The organism is Variovorax saccharolyticus (genome assembly GCF_030316765.1).
Classification (GTDB): Bacteria; Pseudomonadota; Gammaproteobacteria; order Burkholderiales; family Burkholderiaceae_C; genus Variovorax; species Variovorax saccharolyticus.
Map to the genome: position 1 here is coordinate 572249 of NZ_JASZYT010000001.1, position 18783 is coordinate 591031.

Annotated in this window: 17 protein-coding genes and 1 tRNA gene; 14 read left to right on the forward strand and 4 right to left on the reverse strand. The window is 67.8% G+C overall.

The window, feature by feature from the left end; all coding sequences use genetic code 11:
- Positions 1-179 precede the first annotated feature (179 nt).
- From pncB to QTI45_RS02855, 5 genes are read left to right on the forward strand one after another with little or no spacing between them, the layout of a single operon-like run.
- A complete protein-coding gene (pncB, locus tag QTI45_RS02835; protein ID WP_286367241.1) occupies positions 180-1397 on the forward strand; it encodes a nicotinate phosphoribosyltransferase in 1218 nt (405 codons plus the stop codon).
- Positions 1394-2824, forward strand: coding sequence for a sodium:proton antiporter (locus QTI45_RS02840; RefSeq protein ID WP_444813243.1), 1431 nt, complete (start codon positions 1394-1396; stop codon positions 2822-2824). The genes pncB and QTI45_RS02840 overlap by 4 nt, the downstream gene beginning before the upstream one ends.
- A gap of 2 nt (positions 2825-2826) precedes the next feature.
- Complete coding sequence (locus tag QTI45_RS02845; RefSeq protein WP_286367242.1) at positions 2827-3813, forward strand: 2-hydroxyacid dehydrogenase; 987 nt, start codon at positions 2827-2829, stop codon at positions 3811-3813.
- Between the two features lie 6 nt (positions 3814-3819).
- On the forward strand, positions 3820-5166 hold the full coding sequence (locus tag QTI45_RS02850) for a DNA recombination protein RmuC (protein ID WP_286367243.1): 1347 nt from the start codon (positions 3820-3822) through the stop codon (positions 5164-5166).
- Positions 5167-5224: 58 nt separating this feature from the next.
- Positions 5225-6406 carry an MFS transporter gene (locus QTI45_RS02855; RefSeq protein WP_286653437.1) on the forward strand — a complete coding sequence of 394 codons (1182 nt, stop codon included), beginning with the start codon at positions 5225-5227 and terminating at the stop codon, positions 6404-6406.
- Positions 6407-6446: 40 nt separating this feature from the next.
- On the opposite strand, the gene QTI45_RS02860 is transcribed toward QTI45_RS02855, so the two are convergent.
- The 3 genes from QTI45_RS02860 to earP all read right to left on the reverse strand — a co-directional run bounded on the left by QTI45_RS02860 (position 6447) and on the right by earP (position 9212).
- Entirely contained in the window at positions 6447-7316 is an 870-nt protein-coding gene (locus QTI45_RS02860; RefSeq protein WP_286367690.1) for an LOG family protein, read from the reverse strand.
- Positions 7317-7444: 128 nt separating this feature from the next.
- Complete coding sequence (gene efp / locus QTI45_RS02865; RefSeq protein WP_286367245.1) at positions 7445-7999, reverse strand: elongation factor P; 555 nt, start codon at positions 7997-7999, stop codon at positions 7445-7447.
- Between the two features lie 142 nt (positions 8000-8141).
- Entirely contained in the window at positions 8142-9212 is a 1071-nt protein-coding gene (gene earP / locus QTI45_RS02870; protein ID WP_286653438.1) for an elongation factor P maturation arginine rhamnosyltransferase EarP, read from the reverse strand.
- A gap of 49 nt (positions 9213-9261) precedes the next feature.
- On the opposite strand from earP, the gene QTI45_RS02875 reads away from it, so the two are divergent.
- The 4 genes from QTI45_RS02875 to QTI45_RS02890 are packed head-to-tail and all read left to right on the forward strand — an operon-like array spanning position 9262 to position 13201.
- Positions 9262-9744 (forward strand): OsmC family protein, encoded by a 483-nt coding sequence (locus QTI45_RS02875; protein WP_286367247.1) that lies wholly within the window; start codon positions 9262-9264, stop codon positions 9742-9744.
- A 5-nt stretch (positions 9745-9749) separates the two neighbouring features.
- Positions 9750-11714 (forward strand): excinuclease ABC subunit UvrC, encoded by a 1965-nt coding sequence (gene uvrC, locus QTI45_RS02880; protein WP_286653439.1) that lies wholly within the window; start codon positions 9750-9752, stop codon positions 11712-11714.
- A 48-nt stretch (positions 11715-11762) separates the two neighbouring features.
- A complete protein-coding gene (pgsA, locus tag QTI45_RS02885; protein WP_286367249.1) occupies positions 11763-12329 on the forward strand; it encodes a CDP-diacylglycerol--glycerol-3-phosphate 3-phosphatidyltransferase in 567 nt (188 codons plus the stop codon).
- A complete protein-coding gene (locus QTI45_RS02890) occupies positions 12326-13201 on the forward strand; it encodes a DMT family transporter (protein WP_286653440.1) in 876 nt (291 codons plus the stop codon). The genes pgsA and QTI45_RS02890 overlap by 4 nt, the downstream gene beginning before the upstream one ends.
- Here the strand turns inward: QTI45_RS02890 and QTI45_RS02895 are convergent.
- Positions 13191-14126, reverse strand: coding sequence for a LysR family transcriptional regulator (locus QTI45_RS02895; protein WP_286653441.1), 936 nt, complete (start codon positions 14124-14126; stop codon positions 13191-13193). The genes QTI45_RS02890 and QTI45_RS02895 overlap by 11 nt on opposite strands.
- Before the next feature lie 75 nt (positions 14127-14201).
- Between QTI45_RS02895 and QTI45_RS02900 the strand changes: the two genes are divergently transcribed.
- The 5 genes from QTI45_RS02900 to QTI45_RS02920 all read left to right on the forward strand — a co-directional run bounded on the left by QTI45_RS02900 (position 14202) and on the right by QTI45_RS02920 (position 18759).
- The gene (locus tag QTI45_RS02900; protein WP_286367252.1) at positions 14202-15092 is read left to right on the forward strand and encodes an alpha/beta fold hydrolase; all 891 of its coding nucleotides are present in this window, start codon (positions 14202-14204) and stop codon (positions 15090-15092) included.
- A 3-nt stretch (positions 15093-15095) separates the two neighbouring features.
- Entirely contained in the window at positions 15096-16181 is a 1086-nt protein-coding gene (locus QTI45_RS02905) for a tartrate dehydrogenase (RefSeq protein ID WP_286653442.1), read from the forward strand.
- Between the two features lie 225 nt (positions 16182-16406).
- On the forward strand, positions 16407-16679 hold the full coding sequence (locus QTI45_RS02910; protein ID WP_007830705.1) for an HU family DNA-binding protein: 273 nt from the start codon (positions 16407-16409) through the stop codon (positions 16677-16679).
- A gap of 16 nt (positions 16680-16695) precedes the next feature.
- Positions 16696-16771 (forward strand) — tRNA-Val (locus QTI45_RS02915).
- Positions 16772-16845: 74 nt separating this feature from the next.
- Positions 16846-18759, forward strand: coding sequence for a SurA N-terminal domain-containing protein (locus QTI45_RS02920; RefSeq protein WP_286653443.1), 1914 nt, complete (start codon positions 16846-16848; stop codon positions 18757-18759).
- Positions 18760-18783: the final 24 nt, after the last annotated feature.

Below are 18783 nucleotides of genomic sequence, written 5' to 3' on the forward strand. Positions count from 1 at the left end.
CCTTGAGAGTCTGAGGGTTTGCTCGCCGGTCAGAACGCTTGCTGGCCGGCGTGAACAGACTGTCGCTTCAGGCTGCCGGCGCCACGGTAGGACGCCCGGGGAAGGGGTCGTAGGCACTCGCCGACGGCGCCCGTGATAATCGAACGCACACCGAAATCCGGAGACCAGCGCGCCGCACCATGATCATTCACAGCCTGCTCGACACCGACCTCTACAAGTTCACGATGATGCAGGTGGTCCTGCATCACTTTCCGGGCGCGCGAGTGGAGTACCGCTTCAAGTGCCGCAACCCCGGAATCGACCTCGCGCGCTTCGCCGTGCAGATCCGCGAAGAGGTGCGGCATCTCTGCTCGCTGCAGTTCCGTGAACCCGAGCTGAGCTACCTGCGCTCGATGCGCTTCATCAAGAGCGACTTCGTCGATTTCCTCGGGCTGTTCCGCCTCAACGAGAAGTACATCGACATCCTGCCGCTGCCCTCGGGCGAACTCGAGATCAGCATCAAGGGGCCGTGGCTGCACACCATCCTGTTCGAGATCCCGGTGCTGGCGATCGTCAACGAGGTGTACTTCCGCAACACCCAGCCGCAGCCCGACCTGGCCGAGGGCCGGCGCCGGCTCGAGACCAAGATCGCCCAGCTCCAGGACGCCCGCCTGGCCGACCTCAAGATCGCCGACTACGGCACGCGCCGGCGCTTCTCCAAGGACTGGCACGAGGAAGTGCTGCGCACGCTGTGCAGCCGGCTCGGCCCGGTCACCACGCCGGCACCGCTGCACTCGGCCTCGAAGCTGCCGCAGCTCGCCGGCACCAGCAACGTGCTGTACGCGATGAAGCTCGGCCTGATCCCGCTGGGCACCATGGCGCACGAATACCTGCAGGCCTGCCAGGCGCTGGGCCCGCGGCTGCGCGACAGCCAGGTCTTCGGCTTCGAGTCGTGGGCCCGCGAGTACCGCGGCGACCTCGGCATCGCGCTGTCCGATGTCTACGGCATGAGCGCCTTCCTGCGCGACTTCGATCTCTATTTCTGCAAGCTGTTCGACGGCGCGCGCCACGACAGCGGCGACCCGTTCCAGTGGGGCGAGCGCATGCTGGCGCACTACATCGCCAACCGCGTCGACCCGCTGACCAAGACGCTGATCTTCAGCGATGGCCTCACCGTGCCCAAGACCATCGAGCTCTACCAGCAGTTCCGCGGCCGTTGCCAGCTGGCTTTCGGCATCGGCACCAACCTCACCAACGACCTCGGCTACGAGCCCCTGCAGATCGTCATCAAGATGATTCGCTGCAACGACCAGCCGGTGGCCAAGCTGTCCGATACGCCGTCCAAGAACATGTGCGAGGACGAGCGCTACCTCGCCTACCTGCGCCAGGTGTTCGAGATCGCGCAGCCGGGCGCATGAGGGGAGCGCATCTGTCGAGCCGATGGCTGCGCACGCTGGCCGCCGGTGCCTCCGCGATGGCCTTCCCGGCGCTTGCCGCCGCCGCCGATCTCGACGGCGGCAGCCTGTCGCCGCTGTGGGGCGTGCCCTTCGCCGGCATCCTGCTGTCGATCGCGCTGCTGCCGCTGCTGGCGCCGTCTTTCTGGCACCACCACTACGGCAAGGTGGCGGCCGCCTGGTCGCTGGCCTTCCTGCTGCCCTTCGCGGCGATCCATGGCGTCTCGCTGGCAGGTGCGCAACTGGTCCACGCCCTGCTGGCCGAGTACATCCCCTTCATCATCCTGCTGGCGGCGCTGTTCACGGTGGCGGGCGGGATCCACATCCGCGGCAACCTGCGCGGCTCGGCAGGACTCAACACCGCGATCCTCGCGATCGGCGCGCTGCTGGCGAGCCTGATGGGCACCACGGGCGCCTCGATGCTGCTGATCCGGCCGCTGATCCGGGCCAACGACAACCGCAGGCACAAGGTCCATGTGGTCGTGTTCTTCATCTTCATCGTCTCGAACGTCGGCGGCTCGCTGACGCCGCTCGGGGACCCGCCGCTGTTCCTCGGCTTCCTGAAGGGCATCGAGTTCTTCTGGACCGCGAAGCACATCCTCTTCGAAACCCTGTTCCTGGTCGGCGCGCTGCTGGCGCTGTTCTATGCGCTCGACCGCTGGTACTTCCGCAACGAAGGCGTCACGCCCTTCGACCCGACGCCCGACACCCGCAGCCTGGGCTTCGATGGGGCGATCAACTTCTGGCTGCTGGGCGGCGTGCTCTTTCTCGTGCTGCTCAGCGGCATCTGGAAGTCGCCCGTCAGCTTCGACATCTACGGCACGCCGGTCGGCCTGCCCGGCATCGTGCGCGATGTCGGGCTGGTGGCGATCACGCTGCTGTCGCTCAGGATCACCGCGCCGAAGGTGCACGCCGACAACCAGTTCGGCTGGGAGCCGATGATCGAGGTGGCCAAGCTCTTCGCGGGCATCTTCCTCACCATCGTGCCGGTGATCGCGATGCTCAAGGCCGGGCTGGGCGGCCCCTTCGGCGCCGTCGTCGCGGCCGTGACCCGGCTCGACGGCCAGCCCGATCCGGCGATGTACTTCTGGGCCACCGGCATCCTGAGCTCTTTCCTCGACAATGCGCCGACCTACCTGGTGTTCTTCAACACCGCCGGCGGCGATCCGCAGGCGCTGATGACCACCTACGCGACGACGCTGGCGGCGATTTCGGCCGGCGCCGTGTTCATGGGCGCCAACACCTACATCGGCAACGCGCCCAACCTGATGGTCAAGGCCATCGCTGAAAGCCGCGGCGTGCGCATGCCGAGCTTCTTCGGCTACATGCTGTGGTCGGGCGCGATCCTGATCCCGCTGTTCATCCTCACCACCTTCATCTTCTTCCGTTGACCATGACCAAAGCCAAAGTCCTCGTCGCCCGTTCGATCTTTCCCGAGACCATCGCCCGGCTCCAGGCCCACTTCGAGGTCGAGTCCAACCAGGCCGACGACAACTGGAGTTCGGCCCAGCTGATCGAGAAGCTGCAGGGCAAGCAGGGCGTGTTCACCACCGGCAGCGAGCGCATCGACGGCGCGCTGCTCGCGGCCTGCCCCGAGCTGAAGATCTGCGCCAACATGGCGGTCGGCTACAACAACTTCGACCTCGACGCCATGACCGCCCGCGGCGTGCTGGGCACCAACGCACCCGACGTGCTGACCGAGACCACGGCCGACTTCGGCTTCGCGCTCCTGATGGCGACGGCGCGGCGGATTGCCGAAAGCGAGCATTTCCTGCGCGCGGGCAAGTGGAAGAAGTGGAGCTACGACATGTTCTCGGGCTCCGACATCCATGGGTCGACGCTCGGCATCATCGGCATGGGACGCATCGGGCAGGGCATCGCCAGGCGCGGCGCGCTCGGCTTCGGCATGAAAGTGATCTATCACAACCGTTCGCGCCTCGATGCCGCGCTCGAGGCCGAATGCAAGGCCAGCTACGTCGGCAAGGAAGAGCTCCTGAAGACCGCGGACCACGTGGTGCTGGTGGTGCCCTACACGCCGGCCTCGCACCACACCATCGGCGCCGCCGAACTGGCACTGATGAAGCCGACCGCGACCCTGGTCAACATCGCGCGCGGCGGCATCGTCGACGACGCGGCGCTCGCGGCCGCGCTGCGCGAACGGCGCATCGCCGCGGCCGGCCTCGACGTCTTCGAAGGCGAGCCCCAGGTGCATCCGGAGCTGCTCACCGTGCCCAATGTCGTGCTGACACCGCATATCGCCAGCGCGACGGTGCCGACGCGGCGCGCGATGGCCGACCTCGCGGTCGACAACCTGATCGGCTTCCTGGTCGATGGCAAGCCCGTCACGCCGCTGAATCCCGCCGTGCTGGCCGGGCGCTGAAGCGCCGTGCTCGAACTCTGGATCCTGCTGGCCCTCGCGGCCTTGAATGTCGCGCTGGTGCTGTGGCTGCTCCTGCGCCCTGCGCCGGCGCCCGACCAGGCAGCGCTGATCGCCGCGCTGGCTGCCGGCAACGAGCGCGTCGAGCGCGGGCTGCGGCGCGAAATCGGTGAAAGCGCCCGCGGCGCCAGGCAGGAGACCGCACAGGCCTTCGCCACCTTCCAGCAGGCCCTGCTGCACCAGGGGGCCGAATCCACGCGGACCCAGAACGCGCAGATCGACGCCTTCGCGCAGCAGCTCACGCTGCTGCAGAAGACGCTGGCCGACACGCTGAACACGCAGCTGCAGGGCTTGAGCGAAGCCAACGCGCGCCGGCTCGCCGAGGTGCGCGCGACGATGGAAACCCAGCTCGCCCAACTGCAGCAGAGCAACACGGCGAAGCTCGACGAGATGCGCAAGACGGTCGACGAGAAGCTGCAGAGCACGCTCGAGGCCCGGCTCGGCGAGAGCTTCAAGCAGGTCGCCGACCGGCTCGAGCAGGTGCACAAGGGCCTGGGCGAGATGCAGTCGCTGGCCGTCGGCGTCGGCAGCCTGCAGCGCGTGCTGACCAACGTGAAGACCCGCGGCGTGTTCGGCGAGGTGCAGCTCGAGGCGCTGCTGGAGCAGGTGCTGACCGCCGAGCAGTTCGCCCGCCAGGTCGAGACCAAGCCGCGCAGCGGCCAGCGGGTCGATTTCGCGGTCCGCTTCCCGGGCCGCGGCGGCGACGGCGCACCGGTGTGGCTGCCGATCGATGCCAAGTTCCCACGCGACGACTACGAGCGCCTGATCGACGCCCACGAGCGCGCCGATGCCCCCGCCGCCGAACTGGCGGCCAAGGCGCTCGAGGCGCGCATCCGCAGCGAGGCGCGGTCGATTGCCGACAACTATCTGGCGGCGCCGCACACCACCGACTTCGCGATCCTGTTCCTGCCGGTCGAAAGCCTCTACGCCGAGGTGCTGCGCCGGCCCGGCCTGATGGACGCCATCCAGCGCCAGCACCGCGTGACGCTGGCCGGCCCGACCACGCTGCTGGCCATGCTCAACAGCCTGCACATGGGCTTTCGCACGCTGGCGCTCGAGCATCAGGCCTCCGAGGTCTGGAAGGTTCTGGGCGCGGTCAAGACCGAGTTCGAGCGCTACGGCGAATGGGTGGCGCGGATCAAAGAGCAGGTGGCCAAGGCCTCCGACACGCTCGACAAGGCCGACACCCGCGCCAAGCAGATGCGGCTGGCCTTGCGCAAGGTCGAGGCGCTGCCCGAGGCGCAGACGCAGGCCTTGCTGCCGTCTGCCGACGACGAGGGCGACGCAACGCCGTGAACGTCGTCCCGTCGCCCGAAGGCGTTGGCAGCGCAGTGCGAAGCGCGGATCCCGGCCCATGAACCCAGGACTGCTTCGCCTCATCCTCGCCCAGGTCTGCCTGCATGCGGCGATGACCGGCACCCGGCTGGCGGCGCCGCTGCTGGCCTTGCGTGATGGCTACAGTCCGGCGGCGGTCGGGATGCTGCTGGCCTTGTTCGCGCTGACGCAGGTCTTCCTGGCGCTGCCGGCCGGGCGTTTCGCCGACCGCCACGGCCTGCGGCGGCCGCTGGGCATCGCGGTGGCCGCCGCGACCAGCGGTGCCGCCCTGGCGGCCGCCTGGCCGGTGTTCCCGGTGCTTTGCCTGGCGGCCCTGCTGACCGGCGGCGCCACCGGCATCGCCGTGATCGCGCTGCAGCGCCATGTCGGCCGCGCGGCCACCAACCCGACCGAACTCAAGCAGGTGTTCAGCTGGCTGGCGATCGCGCCGGCCGCGGCCAATTTCGTCGGGCCTTTCGCCACCGGCCTGCTAATCGACCATGCCGGGCCGGTGCCCGGCGACCTGGTCGGCTTTCGGGTGGCCTTCGGGCTGCTGGCCCTGTTGCCGATCGCCTGCTGGCTGCTGGCGCGCGGAACCGCCGAGCTGCCCCTGTCGCGTCCGGCCGCCGGCGCGCCCAAGCCGCGGGCCTGGGACCTGCTCGGCCAGCCGATGTTCCGGCGCCTGCTGTTCGTGAACTGGCTTCAGTCCGCATCCTGGGACGTCCACACCTTCGTGCTGCCGCTGCTGGGGCACGAGCGCGGACTCAGCGCCTCGATGATCGGAACCATCCTCGGCGCCTTCGCGGTGGCGGCAGCCGGCATCCGCCTGGTGCTGCCGCTGGTGGCCTCGCGCTTCAGCGAGCGCGGCGTGATCGCGGCGGCCAACGTGGTCACGGCGCTGGTGTTCGCGGTCTATCCGCTGATGGGTTCGGCGCTCGGCATGGGCGCCTGCTCGGTGGTGCTCGGCATCGCGCTCGGCGCCGTGCAGCCGATGGTGATGAGCATGCTGCACCAGATCACGCCGCATGCGCGGCACGGCGAGGCGCTGGGCCTCCGCGTGATGACGCTCAACGCATCGAGCGTCGCCATGCCGATGCTGTTCGGCGCCGCCGGTGCCTTCATCGGCGTCGCCGGCGTGTTCTGGGTCGTCGGTGGCGTGGTGGCGCTGGGCACCCGCTCGGTGTTCGGCCTGCGGGTGCCGCGCAGCGAAGCCACGCACTGACGCCTTTTTGCTGCCCCTGCCGGGGCAAGCCGGAGGCGGGCTACAACTTGTAGAAGGTCTTGATGTAATCCCAGGCGTCCTGGGGCGCGTCGACGTACTCGATCAGCTTGACGTCGTTCGGCGAGATCACGCCTTCTTCCGCCAGGAAATCGAAATTGATCAGCTGCTTCCAGTAGTCCGAGCCGAACAGCACGATCGGCACCGGCTTGGCCTTCTTGGTCTGCACCAGCGTGATGACCTCGAACAGCTCGTCGAGCGTGCCGAAGCCGCCCGGGAAGGCCACCAGCGCCTTCGCCCGCATCATGAAATGCATCTTGCGGATCGCGAAGTAGTGGAACTTGAAGCTCAGCGCCGGCGTCACGTACGGGTTGGCTTCCTCTTCCATTGGCAGCGCGATCGCGAGCCCGACCGAGAGGCCGCCGCCTTCGTAGGCGCCGCGGTTGGCGGCCTGCATGATGCCGGGCCCGCCGCCGGTGCAGACGAAGAGCTTGTCCTGGGGCTCACGGTCGTTGCTGTACTGCGCCACCAGCTTGCCGAAGGCGCGCGCCTTTTCGTAGTAGTGCGAGCTGCGCGCCAGCTTGCGCCAGCGGTCGGCCGCCACGCTGTCGCCGGCGGCATCGGCCTGCGCGATCAGCGCGCCCGATTCCTCCTCGCTGCGAAAGCGCGCGCTGCCGAACACGACCACCGTGTTCTCGATGCCGTGGGCGCGCATCTCGAGGTCGGGTTTCATGAGTTCGAGCTGCATGCGCAGACCGCGGGTTTCGCGCCGCAGCAGGAACTCGGGATCGGCGAAGGCCAGTCGCGAGGGGTCGGTGTGCAGCGGCAGCCCCTTGTCCGAATGGGCCTGCAGGGTGGCCCAGGCGTCGGCCAGCCGCTTGTCGTGAAGGTCGTGGGTGCGGTTGTTGTCCATGGTCATGCAGGAATAACGGTAATGGATTGTGCGCGTTGCAGGATCCGGGCCCGGCTGTTAAGAATATTCGGGAACAAATACGCAAAAAGGCTCCCGCAGGAGCCTTTTTCGTGTCGAAGACCGGTCGATCAGACGCGCTTGCGGTATTCGCCGGTGCGGGTGTCGATTTCGATCTTGTCGCCCTGGGCGACGAACAGCGGCACGCCGATCTCGAAGCCGGTCGAGATCTTGGCCGGCTTCATGACCTTGCCCGAGGTGTCGCCCTTGACGGCCGGCTCGGTCCAGGTGATTTCGCGCTCGACGCTGGTCGGCAGTTCGACCGAGATCGCCTTGCCGTCGTAGAACACCACTTCGACCGGCATGCCGTCTTCGAGGTAGTTGAGCGAGTCGCCCATGTTCTCGGCTTCGACTTCGTACTGGTTGTACTCGGTGTCCATGCAGACGTACATCGGGTCGGCGAAGTAGGAATAGGTGCACTCCTTCTTGTCGAGCACGATCTGGTCGATCTTGTCGTCGGCCTTGAAGACGACTTCGGTGTTGAAGTTGGCGATCAGGCTCTTGAGCTTCATGCGCACGGTGGCGGAATTGCGGCCGCCGCGGCTGTATTCGGTCTTCAGCACGACCATCGGGTCCTTGCCATGCATGATCACGTTGCCAGCGCGGATTTCTTGAGCGATTTTCATAAACAGGGTCTCTGGATGTTGGCCGCTCGTGCACTGTAGGGCTCGGCCCTCTGGCGCATTCACCGCGGCGGGTTCAGCGGAAGCTTCGACGGCACGGCCAGCGGGGCTGGCGCGGCGTCGGAATTCCGCAAAGCCCGCAATTTTAGCTTTTTTGGGCGATGAATCTTCGCAATCGGGTCAAAAGGTCGTCTTGGGCGAGCAGCCGGGTGCGCGCCGCCAGGGTGACGCCGCCCCAGGACGCGAGCATCGCCGGGTCCAGCGCCGGCAGTTCGCCGCTGCCGATGCCGCTCCACGCGTGGTGGAAGCCGCGCAGCGAAGGCGGCGCCTCCAGCCAGTCCAGGAAGGCGTTGAGCTTCTCGTGGTGGGCGTCGTCGTCCTGCGGATAGATCTGCCAGACGAAGGGCGCTCCGGCCCACAGCGCGCGCACCAGCGAATCCTCGCCGCGCACGAAGTTCAGGTCGCAGGCCCAGAGCAGGTGGTCGAATTCCGGTTGTGGCAGGGCGGGCAGCCAGTGGATGGCGAGCGCGCCGCGCTGCGCCGGGCCCGGCGGCAGCGCGGCGCTGGCGCGCCCGGCCGTGACCAGCAGCCGGGTCGGTTCGGCCGCGCGCTCGAACTGCGCCAGCAGCGCCGCCAGGGCTTTGGGTTCGTAGCAGAAAAGCGAGACCAGACGCTCGCCTCGCCAGGCGATGCCATGTCGCTGCAGCCAGGCGGCGCGATCGAAACGCTCGCGCCGTGCCAGCAGATCGGGTTCGCGCAGCAGGCCCCCGGTGCGCTCGGTGAAGCCCGGGTAAAAGAAGTGCTTCGTCAGGCCGGCGCCGGGCTCCCGGAAGACGGGGGAGGGCAGGCCATGCAGGCGTTCGACGTAGGGCTCCGCCGAGAGGTATTCGAGGTTGATCCAGCGGCGGCTGGCACCGTCCCGTTGCCTTTCCTCGGCGAAGCGGGCCACGGCCTCGGGCGCGGGGTCGCAGCCGAAGGCCTCGACCAGCACGTCCGGCGCCGGGGCGTCGGCGGCGGCCCGCGCCGCGTCGGCCGGGTTCCAGCGCACCACCGAGACACCCTCGCAGCCGCCGGGCGCCATCCAGGCCAGCGCCGCCGGGTCGTCGATCCAGAGCCGCACCGCGTCGCCTTCCCCGGCCAGCGCGCACGCCAGCCGCCAGCAGACGCCGACGTCGCCATGGTTGTCGATCACCTTGCAGAAAATGTCCCAGTGCATCGCGGGATACTCTACAGCCCTCCACATGAAGACACCGGAGACAGCCCCCATGTCACAACATTCGGCCGATATCCTCTGGCAGCGCGGCGACCAGGATTTCCTCGGCAACCGCTACAGCCGCCGCCACACCATCCGATTCGACGGCGGCGCCGAATGGCTGGGCTCGTCCTCGCCGCACGTGGTGCCGCTGCCGCTGTCGGACGCCGCCGCGGTCGATCCCGAAGAGGCCTTCGTCGCTTCGCTGTCGAGCTGCCACATGCTGTGGTTCCTGTCGATCGCGGCCTCGCGCGGCTTCTGCGTCGAGCGCTATGCCGATCACGCCAGCGGCAAGATGGGCAGCAATGCCGAAGGGAAGATCGCGATGACGGTCGTCACGCTGCGTCCCGAGGTGCAGTTCTCGGGCGAGAGCCTGCCGACGCCGGAGCAGCACGAGGCCATGCACCATTCGGCGCACGACCAGTGCTTCATCGCCAACTCCGTCAAGACCGATGTGCGCTGCGAGCCGGTGCTGGCCGCCGCCACGCCACAATAAAGACGATGTCAGAGACCCGACCCGCGCATTCCGACCAACTGCTCAGCGAAGTCGCGGCCTTGCCGCAGCTGCCCGGCGTCTACCGCTATTTCGATGCGGCGGGGGCGGTGCTCTACGTCGGCAAGGCGCGCAACCTGAAGAAGCGCGTCGCGAACTACTTCCAGAAGAGCCACGGCGGCACGCGCATCGGCCACATGATCTCGAAGATCGTCCGCATGGAGACCACGGTGGTGCGCTCCGAGGCCGAGGCGCTGCTGCTCGAGAACAACCTGATCAAGTCGCTCAAGCCGCGCTACAACATTCTTTTTCGCGACGACAAGAGCTACCCCTATCTCAAGATCGCGTCGCACCAGTTCCCCAGGCTGGCCTACTACCGGGGCTCGGTCGATCGCAAGCACCGCTACTTCGGCCCGTACCCCAGCGCCTGGGCGGTGAAGGAATCGATCCAGCTGCTGCAGAAAGTCTTCAAGCTGCGCACCTGCGAAGACACGGTCTACGCCAACCGCGCCCGGCCCTGCCTGCTCTACCAGATCAAGCGTTGCACCGCGCCCTGCGTCGGCCACATCACGCCCGAGGCCTATGCCCAGGAAGTGGCCAACGCCGAGGCCTTCCTGATGGGTGACACGCAGGCCGTGCTGACCCAGCTCGAGGCCCGGATGATGGCGCACGCCGAGAAGCTGCAGTTCGAGCAGGCGGCCGAGCTCCGCAACCAGATGTCGGCACTGTCGCGCGTGCTGCACCAGCAGTCGATCGAGATCGCCTCCGACAAGGACGTCGACATCCTGGCGGTCAAGGTGCAGGGCGGCAAGGCTTGCGTGAACCTCGCCATGGTGCGCGGCGGCCGGCATTTGGGCGACCGCGCCTACTTCCCGGTGCACGTCGAGGATGCGACGCAGATGCAGCACGCGGAGGTGGAGGGCGACGAGACGCCGCCGCCGGCCGATGCGGTCGAGGTGCAGGTGCTGGAGGCCTTCATTGCGCAGCACTACATCGACGTCCCGGTGCCGGCCACGCTGGTGCTCAGCGAACTCGTGAGCCGCGAGCTCATCGAGGCCGTGTCGCAGCAATCGGGCGCGCGCATCACGGCCGTGTTCCAGCCGCGCGAGCAGCGCCGCCATTGGCTCGAGATGGCCAGCAAGAACGCCGGGCTGCAATTGGCCCGCCTGCTGGCCGAGGAAGGCTCGCAGCAGGCCCGTACGCGGGCGCTGGTCGATGCGCTGGAGCTGGCGCCCGACGACCTCGACAATTTCCGCGTCGAGTGCTTCGACATCTCGCACACCGCGGGCGAGGCGACGCAGGCCTCGTGCGTGGTGTTCGAACACCATGCGATGCAGAACCGCGAGTATCGGCGCTACAACATCGAGGGCATCACGCCGGGCGACGACTACGCGGCGATGCGCCAGGTGCTGCACCGCCGCTACGGCAAACTGGCCGAGGCGATGGCCGCCGAGACCGATGCGCCGCCGGCGGGCGATGCCGGCGGCGTCGGCAGCGACGCGAAGCCCGGCACGCGCTCGGCGCGCATGCCCGAGCTGGTGCTGGTCGACGGCGGCAAGGGCCAGGTGTCGATGGCGCGCGAGGTCTTCACCGAGCTGGGCCTGCCGCTGTCGCTGATCGTCGGCGTCGAGAAGGGGGAGGGCCGCAAGGTCGGCCTCGAAGAGCTGGTGTTCGCCGACGGCCGCGACAAGGTGTATCTCGGCCGCGATTCGGCGGCGCTGATGCTGGTGGCGCAGATCCGCGACGAGGCGCACCGCTTCGCCATCACCGGCATGCGCGCCAAGCGCGCCAAGGTGCGGGTCGGCGGCAGCCAGCTCGAGGACATCCCGGGCATCGGACCCAAGCGGCGCGCGAGGCTGCTGCAGCGATTCGGGGGCATCCGCGGCGTGGCGGCGGCAAGCGTCGAGGACATCGCGTCGGTCGACGGCATCGCATTCGACCTGGCCGAAGAGATCTACCGCGCGCTGCATTGAATGGACGCGCAGGCCGCTCTTCGTCGCTGGCCCCTATACTCCAGCGCAATGTTCTGGACCTTGCCGACGATCATGACCTGGACGCGCATCGTCGCGATTCCCTTGATCGTGGGCGTGTTCTACCTGCCGATGGCCGAGCCGATGCGCAACCTGATCGCGACGGTCATGTTCATCGTCTTCGCGGCCACCGACTGGCTCGACGGCTTCCTGGCGCGCCGCCTCAAGCAGACCTCGGCCTTCGGCGCCTTCCTCGATCCGGTGGCCGACAAGTTCCTGGTCTGCGCCTCGCTGCTGGTGCTGGTCCACCTGAATCGCGCCGATGTCTTCGTCGCACTGATCATCATCGGCCGCGAGATCGCGATCTCCGCGCTGCGCGAATGGATGGCGCAGATCGGCGCCAGCAAGAGCGTCGCGGTGCACATGGTCGGCAAGGTCAAGACCGTGGTCCAGATGGTCGCGATTCCCTTCCTGCTGTTCGACGGCGTCCTGTTCGGCGTGATCGACACCGGCACCTGGGGCCAGTGGCTGATCTGGATCTCGGCCGTGCTCACGGTCTGGTCGATGGTCTATTACCTGCAGAAGGCGATCCCCGAAATCCGGGCCCGCGCGAAATGAGCGCAACGGCCCGCTCGGCGGGCTGGCTGCGGGCGATGCCGGCGGTCTTCGTGCTGATCTGGAGCACCGGCTTCATCGTGGCGCGCTACGCCATGCCCTATGCGCCGCCGCTCAAGTTCCTCGCGGTGCGCTATGCGCTCTCCGTGGTCTGCTTCCTGGTCTGGGTGCGCTGGGCCCGGGTCGGCTGGCCGCGCGATCGCGTGCAGTGGGCGCACCTGGCCGTCACGGGCGTGCTGATGCAGGCCGGCTATCTCGGCGGCGTCTGGGCGGCCGTGCGCGCCGGCATGGGCTCGGGGCTGGTCGCACTGCTGGTCGGCATCCAGCCGGTGCTGACCGCGATCTGGCTGTCGATGCGGGGCGGCACCATCACACGCGTGCAATGGGCCGGGCTCTTCCTGGGCTTCGCGGGGCTGGTGATGGTGGTCTCGCGCAAGCTCGGGCAGGGCGGGGAGGTGAGCCTGCTCACCATGTCGCTGGCGCTCACCGCCTTGTTCTCGATCACGGCCGGCACGCTCTACCAGAAGCGCTTCCTCGCGCCCTGCGACGTCCGCAGCGCGAGCGCGATCCAGCTCGGGGCGGCGCTGCTCGTGACCTTGCCCTTTGCCGCCATAGAACCCGACGCCATCGATTGGAACCTGGCCTCCGGCGGGGCCATGGCCTGGTCGGTGCTGGCGCTGTCCCTGGGCGGCAGTTCGCTGCTCTACATGCTGATCCAGCGCGGCACCGCCACCGCGGTGACCAGCCTGCTCTACCTGGTTCCACCGTGCACCGCCGTGATGGCCTGGCTGCTGTTCTCGGAGCCGATCACCGTCGTGACCCTGGCGGGCATCGCGATCACCGCCGTGGGTGTCAGCCTGGTCGTCAGGAGCTGAGCTGCTTCCAGGGTTCGCCGCGGAAGCGCTCGACCAGGAAATCGATCAGCAGCCGGACGCGGCGTGGCGTCTTCGGCCGCCAGGGCGCCACCCACTGGATGTCCGCATCGGGCATCGCGAACTGGGGCAGCACGCGCACCAGCTCTCCCGAGGCCAGCCGTGGAGCGATGTCCCACAGGCTGCGCAGCATGATGCCGCGGCCGGCCAGGCACCAGTCGCGCGCCATCTCGCCCGAATTGCTCGACAGCGGTCCGCGCACGCGCACCCGTGCGGTCGTGCCGTCCCGCGCGTGGCGCAAGGTCCAGAGCGCGAACTCGCGCTCGTTGCCGTCGCTGTTCTCGCGCACCACCAGGCAGTCGTGGGAGGCCAGTGCGGCGACGTCCGCCGGTGTGCCGCGTCGGGCGAGATAGTCGGGGCTCGCGGCCAGTACCCGCTGGTTGCGCGCGATCCGGCGGGTGACCCAGTCCCCCGCGCGCCGGTGCTGCGGCGCCCACAGCCAGATCCCGCCGTCGAATCCCTCGGCACCGAGATCGGGCAAGGTCTCGGCCAGCATCAGCTGGATCTCCAGCCCGGGGTGCCGCTGGTTGAAGTCCGCCAGCGCCGGGCCGAGCCAGCGACGGCCGAAGCCGAAGGTGCCGACCAGCCGCACCGTTCCGCCGAGTTCGCTCTGCCGTTCGCCGAGCTCGTTCTCGAGCGCGGCGAAGCCATCGAGCAGGGCCTTGGCATGCTGGCACACCGCTTCGCCTTCGGCGGTGGCGCTGAGGCGGCGCGTCGTGCGCTCGAACAGCCGCTGGCCGAGCCGAAGCTCGAGCGCGGCCAGCCGCTTGGTCACGACCGATGGCACCACGTCGAGCGCAGCCGCGGCGCCGGCCAGGCTGCCGCGGCCGCGGATCGCCATCACGAGCTCCAGGTCACTGCGGTCCATTGCTGCCATTCAGGAAATTATCAATTGGCTCATTGTTGCTTGATGCTGCCGGGGCCGCAACGCACAATTCAGTCCATGTTCGATGCCTTCACTTCTTTCGACCTGTCGCGCGACGGCGTTCGCGTGCATGGCCGCATCGGTGGCAGCGGGGCGCCCCTGCTGCTGCTGCACGGCCATCCGCAGACCCTCGCCAACTGGCATCGCGTGGCGCCTCGGCTGGCGGAGCAGTTCACGGTGGTGCTGCTCGACCTGCGCGGCTACGGCGATTCGGGCCGGCCGCCGGCCGACGAGGAACATTCGAACTACAGCAAGCGCGAGATGGCGCTCGACGTGCTGCACGCGATGCGCCAGCTCGGCTTCGCACGCTTCGGCGTGCTGGCGCACGACCGTGGCGCGCGAGTCGCCCACCGGCTGGCCGCCGACCATCCCGAGGCGGTCGAGCGCATGATGCTGCTCGACATCGCACCGACCCTGGCGATGTACCGCAACACCTCCGAGGCCTTCGCCCGGGCCTACTGGCACTGGTTCTTCCTGATCCAGCCGCCGCCGCTGCCCGAGGCGCTGATCGAAGGCGACCCGGTGCGCTACATCCGCAGCGTGATGGGCGGCCGCCATGCGGGCCTTGCGCCCTTCACGCCCGAAGCGCTGGCCGAGTACGAGCGCTGCGCCGCCATCCCCGGCACCGCGCAGGCCATCTGCGAGGACTACCGCGCCTCGGCCGGCATCGACCTCGAGCACGATCGGTCCGACATCGCCGCCGGCCGCAAGCTGGCCCAGCCGCTGCGGGTGCTGTGGGGCGAGCACGGCGCGGTCGGGCGGTCCTTCGACGTGCTCTCGCTGTGGCGTGATCGCGCCGACGACCTGAGCGGCCTCGCCCTGCCGTGCGGGCACTACATTCCCGAGGAAGCACCGGTCGAATTGCTGGCCGAGGCGCTTTCCTTCTTCAACGCGAAACCCAAGGATTGAGACATGAGCACCCAACGCATCGCAGTCATCGCCGGCGACGGCATCGGCAAGGAAACCATGCCCGAGGGCTTGCGCGTGCTCGACGCCGCGAGCCGCAAATTCGGTATCGACCTGAAGTTCGACCACTTCGATTTCTCGAGCTGGGACTACTTCGAGAAGCACGGCAAGATGCTGCCCGACGACTGGAAGGATCGGATCGGCGGCCATGACGCGATCTACTTCGGCGCCGTCGGCTGGCCCGAGAAGATCGCCGACCACGTCTCGCTGTGGGGTTCGCTGCTGCTGTTCAGGCGCGAGTTCGACCAATACATCAACCTCAGGCCGGCGCGCCTGATGCCCGGCATCGTGGCGCCGGTGGTGCGGCGCGACGGCAAGCCGCGCGAACCCGGCGAGATCGACATGTACATCGTGCGCGAGAACACCGAGGGCGAGTATTCGAGCATCGGCGGGCGCATGTACGAAGGCACGCCGCGCGAGATCGTGATCCAGGAAACCGTGATGTCGCGCATCGGCGTCGACCGGGTGCTCAAGTTCGCCTTCGAACTCGCCCAGTCGCGGCCCAAGAAGCATCTCACGAGCGCCACCAAGTCGAACGGCATCTCGATCACCATGCCCTACTGGGACGAGCGCGTGGCGGCGATGGCCAAGAGCTATCCGGGCGTCACGCTGGACAAGTTCCACATCGACATCCTGACCGCGCACTTCGTGCAGCGGCCCGACTTCTTCGACGTCGTCGTGGCGAGCAACCTGTTCGGCGACATCCTCTCCGACCTCGGGCCGGCCTGCACCGGCACCATCGGCATCGCGCCGAGCGCCAACCTGAACCCCGAGCGCACGACGCCGTCGCTGTTCGAGCCGGTGCACGGTTCGGCGCCGGACATCGCCGGCAAGGGCATCGCGAACCCGATCGGCCAGATCTGGTGCGGCGCGATGATGCTCGAATTCCTCGGCCACAAGGCGGCGCACGACGCCATCCTGGCGGCGATCGAGAAGGTGCTGGCGCCCGGCAGCGGCGCGCCGCGCACGCCGGACATCGGCGGAACCGCGGGGACGGCGGATCTGGGCAAAGCCATTGCCCAGGTGCTTTGAAAAGCAGTTCGTCAAAACGCCACTAAAATCGCGCTCCTCGCTGTGTTTCAGGGGGCAGCGTCGTATTGACACCCCCGGGACCAGTGGTTGTAATCCTTGTCGGCAGCGCGCTGCCGGCGCGTCAGAGCTGCCACCCTTCTTCGGTACACCCACCCCCGTGGCGTCGTCACGGGGCTGGTGCCGCTTCTGACGACCCTGATCAACAATTTTCTGCAAGGGGCCCTTGTGAACAAAACCGAACTGATTGAGCACATCGCAAAGAACGCCGACATCTCCAAAGCCGCAGCCACGCGGGCACTCGAATCCACCATCGGCGCCATTCGTACCACGCTCAAGAAGGGCGGCTCCGTGTCGCTCGTCGGTTTCGGCACTTTCGCAGTCGGCAAGCGCGCTGCCCGGACCGGCCGCAATCCCCGGACCGGCGACGCGATTAAAATCAAGGCCGCCAAGATTCCCAAGTTCCGTCCCGGCAAGGCGCTCAAAGACGCGCTGAACTGAGACATTGTTCAAGGTGGGGTGCTTAGCTCAGTTGGTAGAGCGGCGCTCTTACACGGCGTAGGTCGGGGGTTCGAGCCCCTCAGCACCCACCACCCGATGCAAAGGCGAACGGATCGTTCGCCTTTTTTCTTGCTGCGTCAATATTCGTCCTGGAAAGTGCTCAAGCATGTTTGATTCCTTCCGCAAGTACAACAAGATCATCATGGTGTTCTTGTTCTTGCTGATCATTCCCTCGTTCGTGCTGTTCGGCGTCGATCGGTACCAAGGCGGCGGCCAGGGCGAGAAGGTCGCGCGCGTCGACGGCGTCGACATCACGCGGCCCGACTGGGATGCTCAGCATCGCAACGAGGTCGACCGGATCCGCCAGCAGGCACCCAACATCGATGCCTCGCTGCTCGACTCGGATGCGGCACGCTATGCGACGCTCGAGCGCATGGTGCGCGAGCGCGTGCTCGCAGCGGCAGCTTCCAAGTCGAACATGTCGGTGTCCGAGGAGCGGCTGGCGCGGCTGTTCGCGGCCGATCCAGGCCTGGCCAGCTTCCGCACCGCCGATGGCAAGTTCGACCGCGAGGCCTTCATGCGCGCAACCGGCCGCACGCCGGAGCAGTACGAAGCCGGCGTGCGCGCCGATCTCGCGACGCAGCAGGTGTCGCTCGGCGTGTCGGGCACCGCCTTCGCGACGCCGGCGCAGGCCGCGGCGACGCTCAATGCCTTCTACGACCGTCGCGAGATCCAGGTCGCGCTTTTCAAGCCCGCCGATTTCGCATCCAAGGTCACGGTCTCTGATGCCGACCTCGAGGCCTTCTACAAGGCGCACACGGCGCAGTTCCAGCAGCCCGAGCAGGCCAAGGTCGAATACCTGGTGCTGGATCTCGAGGCCGCGAAGAAGAACATCGCGGTCAGCGAGGCCGACCTGCGCAGCTACTACGACCAGAACGCAGCCCGCTTCGGCACCAAGGAAGAGCGGCGCGCGAGCCATATCCTGATCGCGGCGCCGCAATCTGCGCCGGCCGCCGAGCGCGAGCAGGCGCGCAAGAAGATCGATCAATTGCTGGCCGAGGTCCGCAAGAATCCCGGCAGCTTCGCCGATCTGGCGCGCAAGAATTCGCAGGACCCCGGCTCGGCAGAAAAGGGCGGCGACCTCGACTTCGTCACGCGCGGCGCGATGGTCAAGCCCTTCGAGGATGCGATGTTCGCGCTCAAGAAGGGCGAGATCAGCGGCGTGGTCGAGACCGAGTTCGGCTATCACATCATTCTGGTCAGCGACATCAAGCCGGCCGTCGTGCCGCCGTTCGACAAGGTGCGCGCCACGATCGAGAGCGAAGTCCGCAACCAGCAGGCGACGCAGGAGTTCGCCAAGGCGGCCGAGGCCTTCACCGACATCGTCTACCAGCAGCCCGACAGCCTGCAGCCGGCGGCCGACAAGCTCAAGCTGACGATCCAGACCGCGGGCAATGTCGCCCGCACGCCCGTGCCCGGTGCAACGGGTGCGCTGGCCAGCCGCAACTTCCTCAACGCGCTGTTCGCGCCCGACACGCTCGAGCGCAAGCACAACACCGAGGCGATCGAGATCGGTCCCAACCAGCTGGCCTCGGGCCGCGTGGTGCAGTACGCGCCGGCGCGCGCCCTGCCTTTCGACGAGGTCAAGGACAAGGTCCGCACGCAATTGGTCGCCGAACGCGCCGCGGCGCTGGCGCGCGCCGAAGGCGAGGCGAAGCTGGCGGCCTGGAAGACCGATCCGGCCGGCGCCAGCTTCGGTGCTCCCGTCACCGTGTCGCGGCTCGAGACCCAATCGCAGCCGCAGGCGGTGATCGAGGGCGCGCTGCGCGCAGATGCCGGCAAGCTGCCGACCTTGGTCGGCGCCGACCTCGGCGCCCAGGGCTACGCCGTCGTGCGCGTGTTGAAGAGCGTGCCGCGTACGCCGCCGGCGCCCGAGATGGCCAAGCAGGAGAACGAACAACTCGCGCAGGCCGTCGGCGCAGCCGAGACGGCCGCTTACTACAACCTGCTGAAGAACCGCTTCAAGGCCGAAATTCTGGTTCCGAGGCCCGCAGAATCGATTCTGGGCGCCGGACGCTAGTTTTTTCACGCTACAATCGATGGC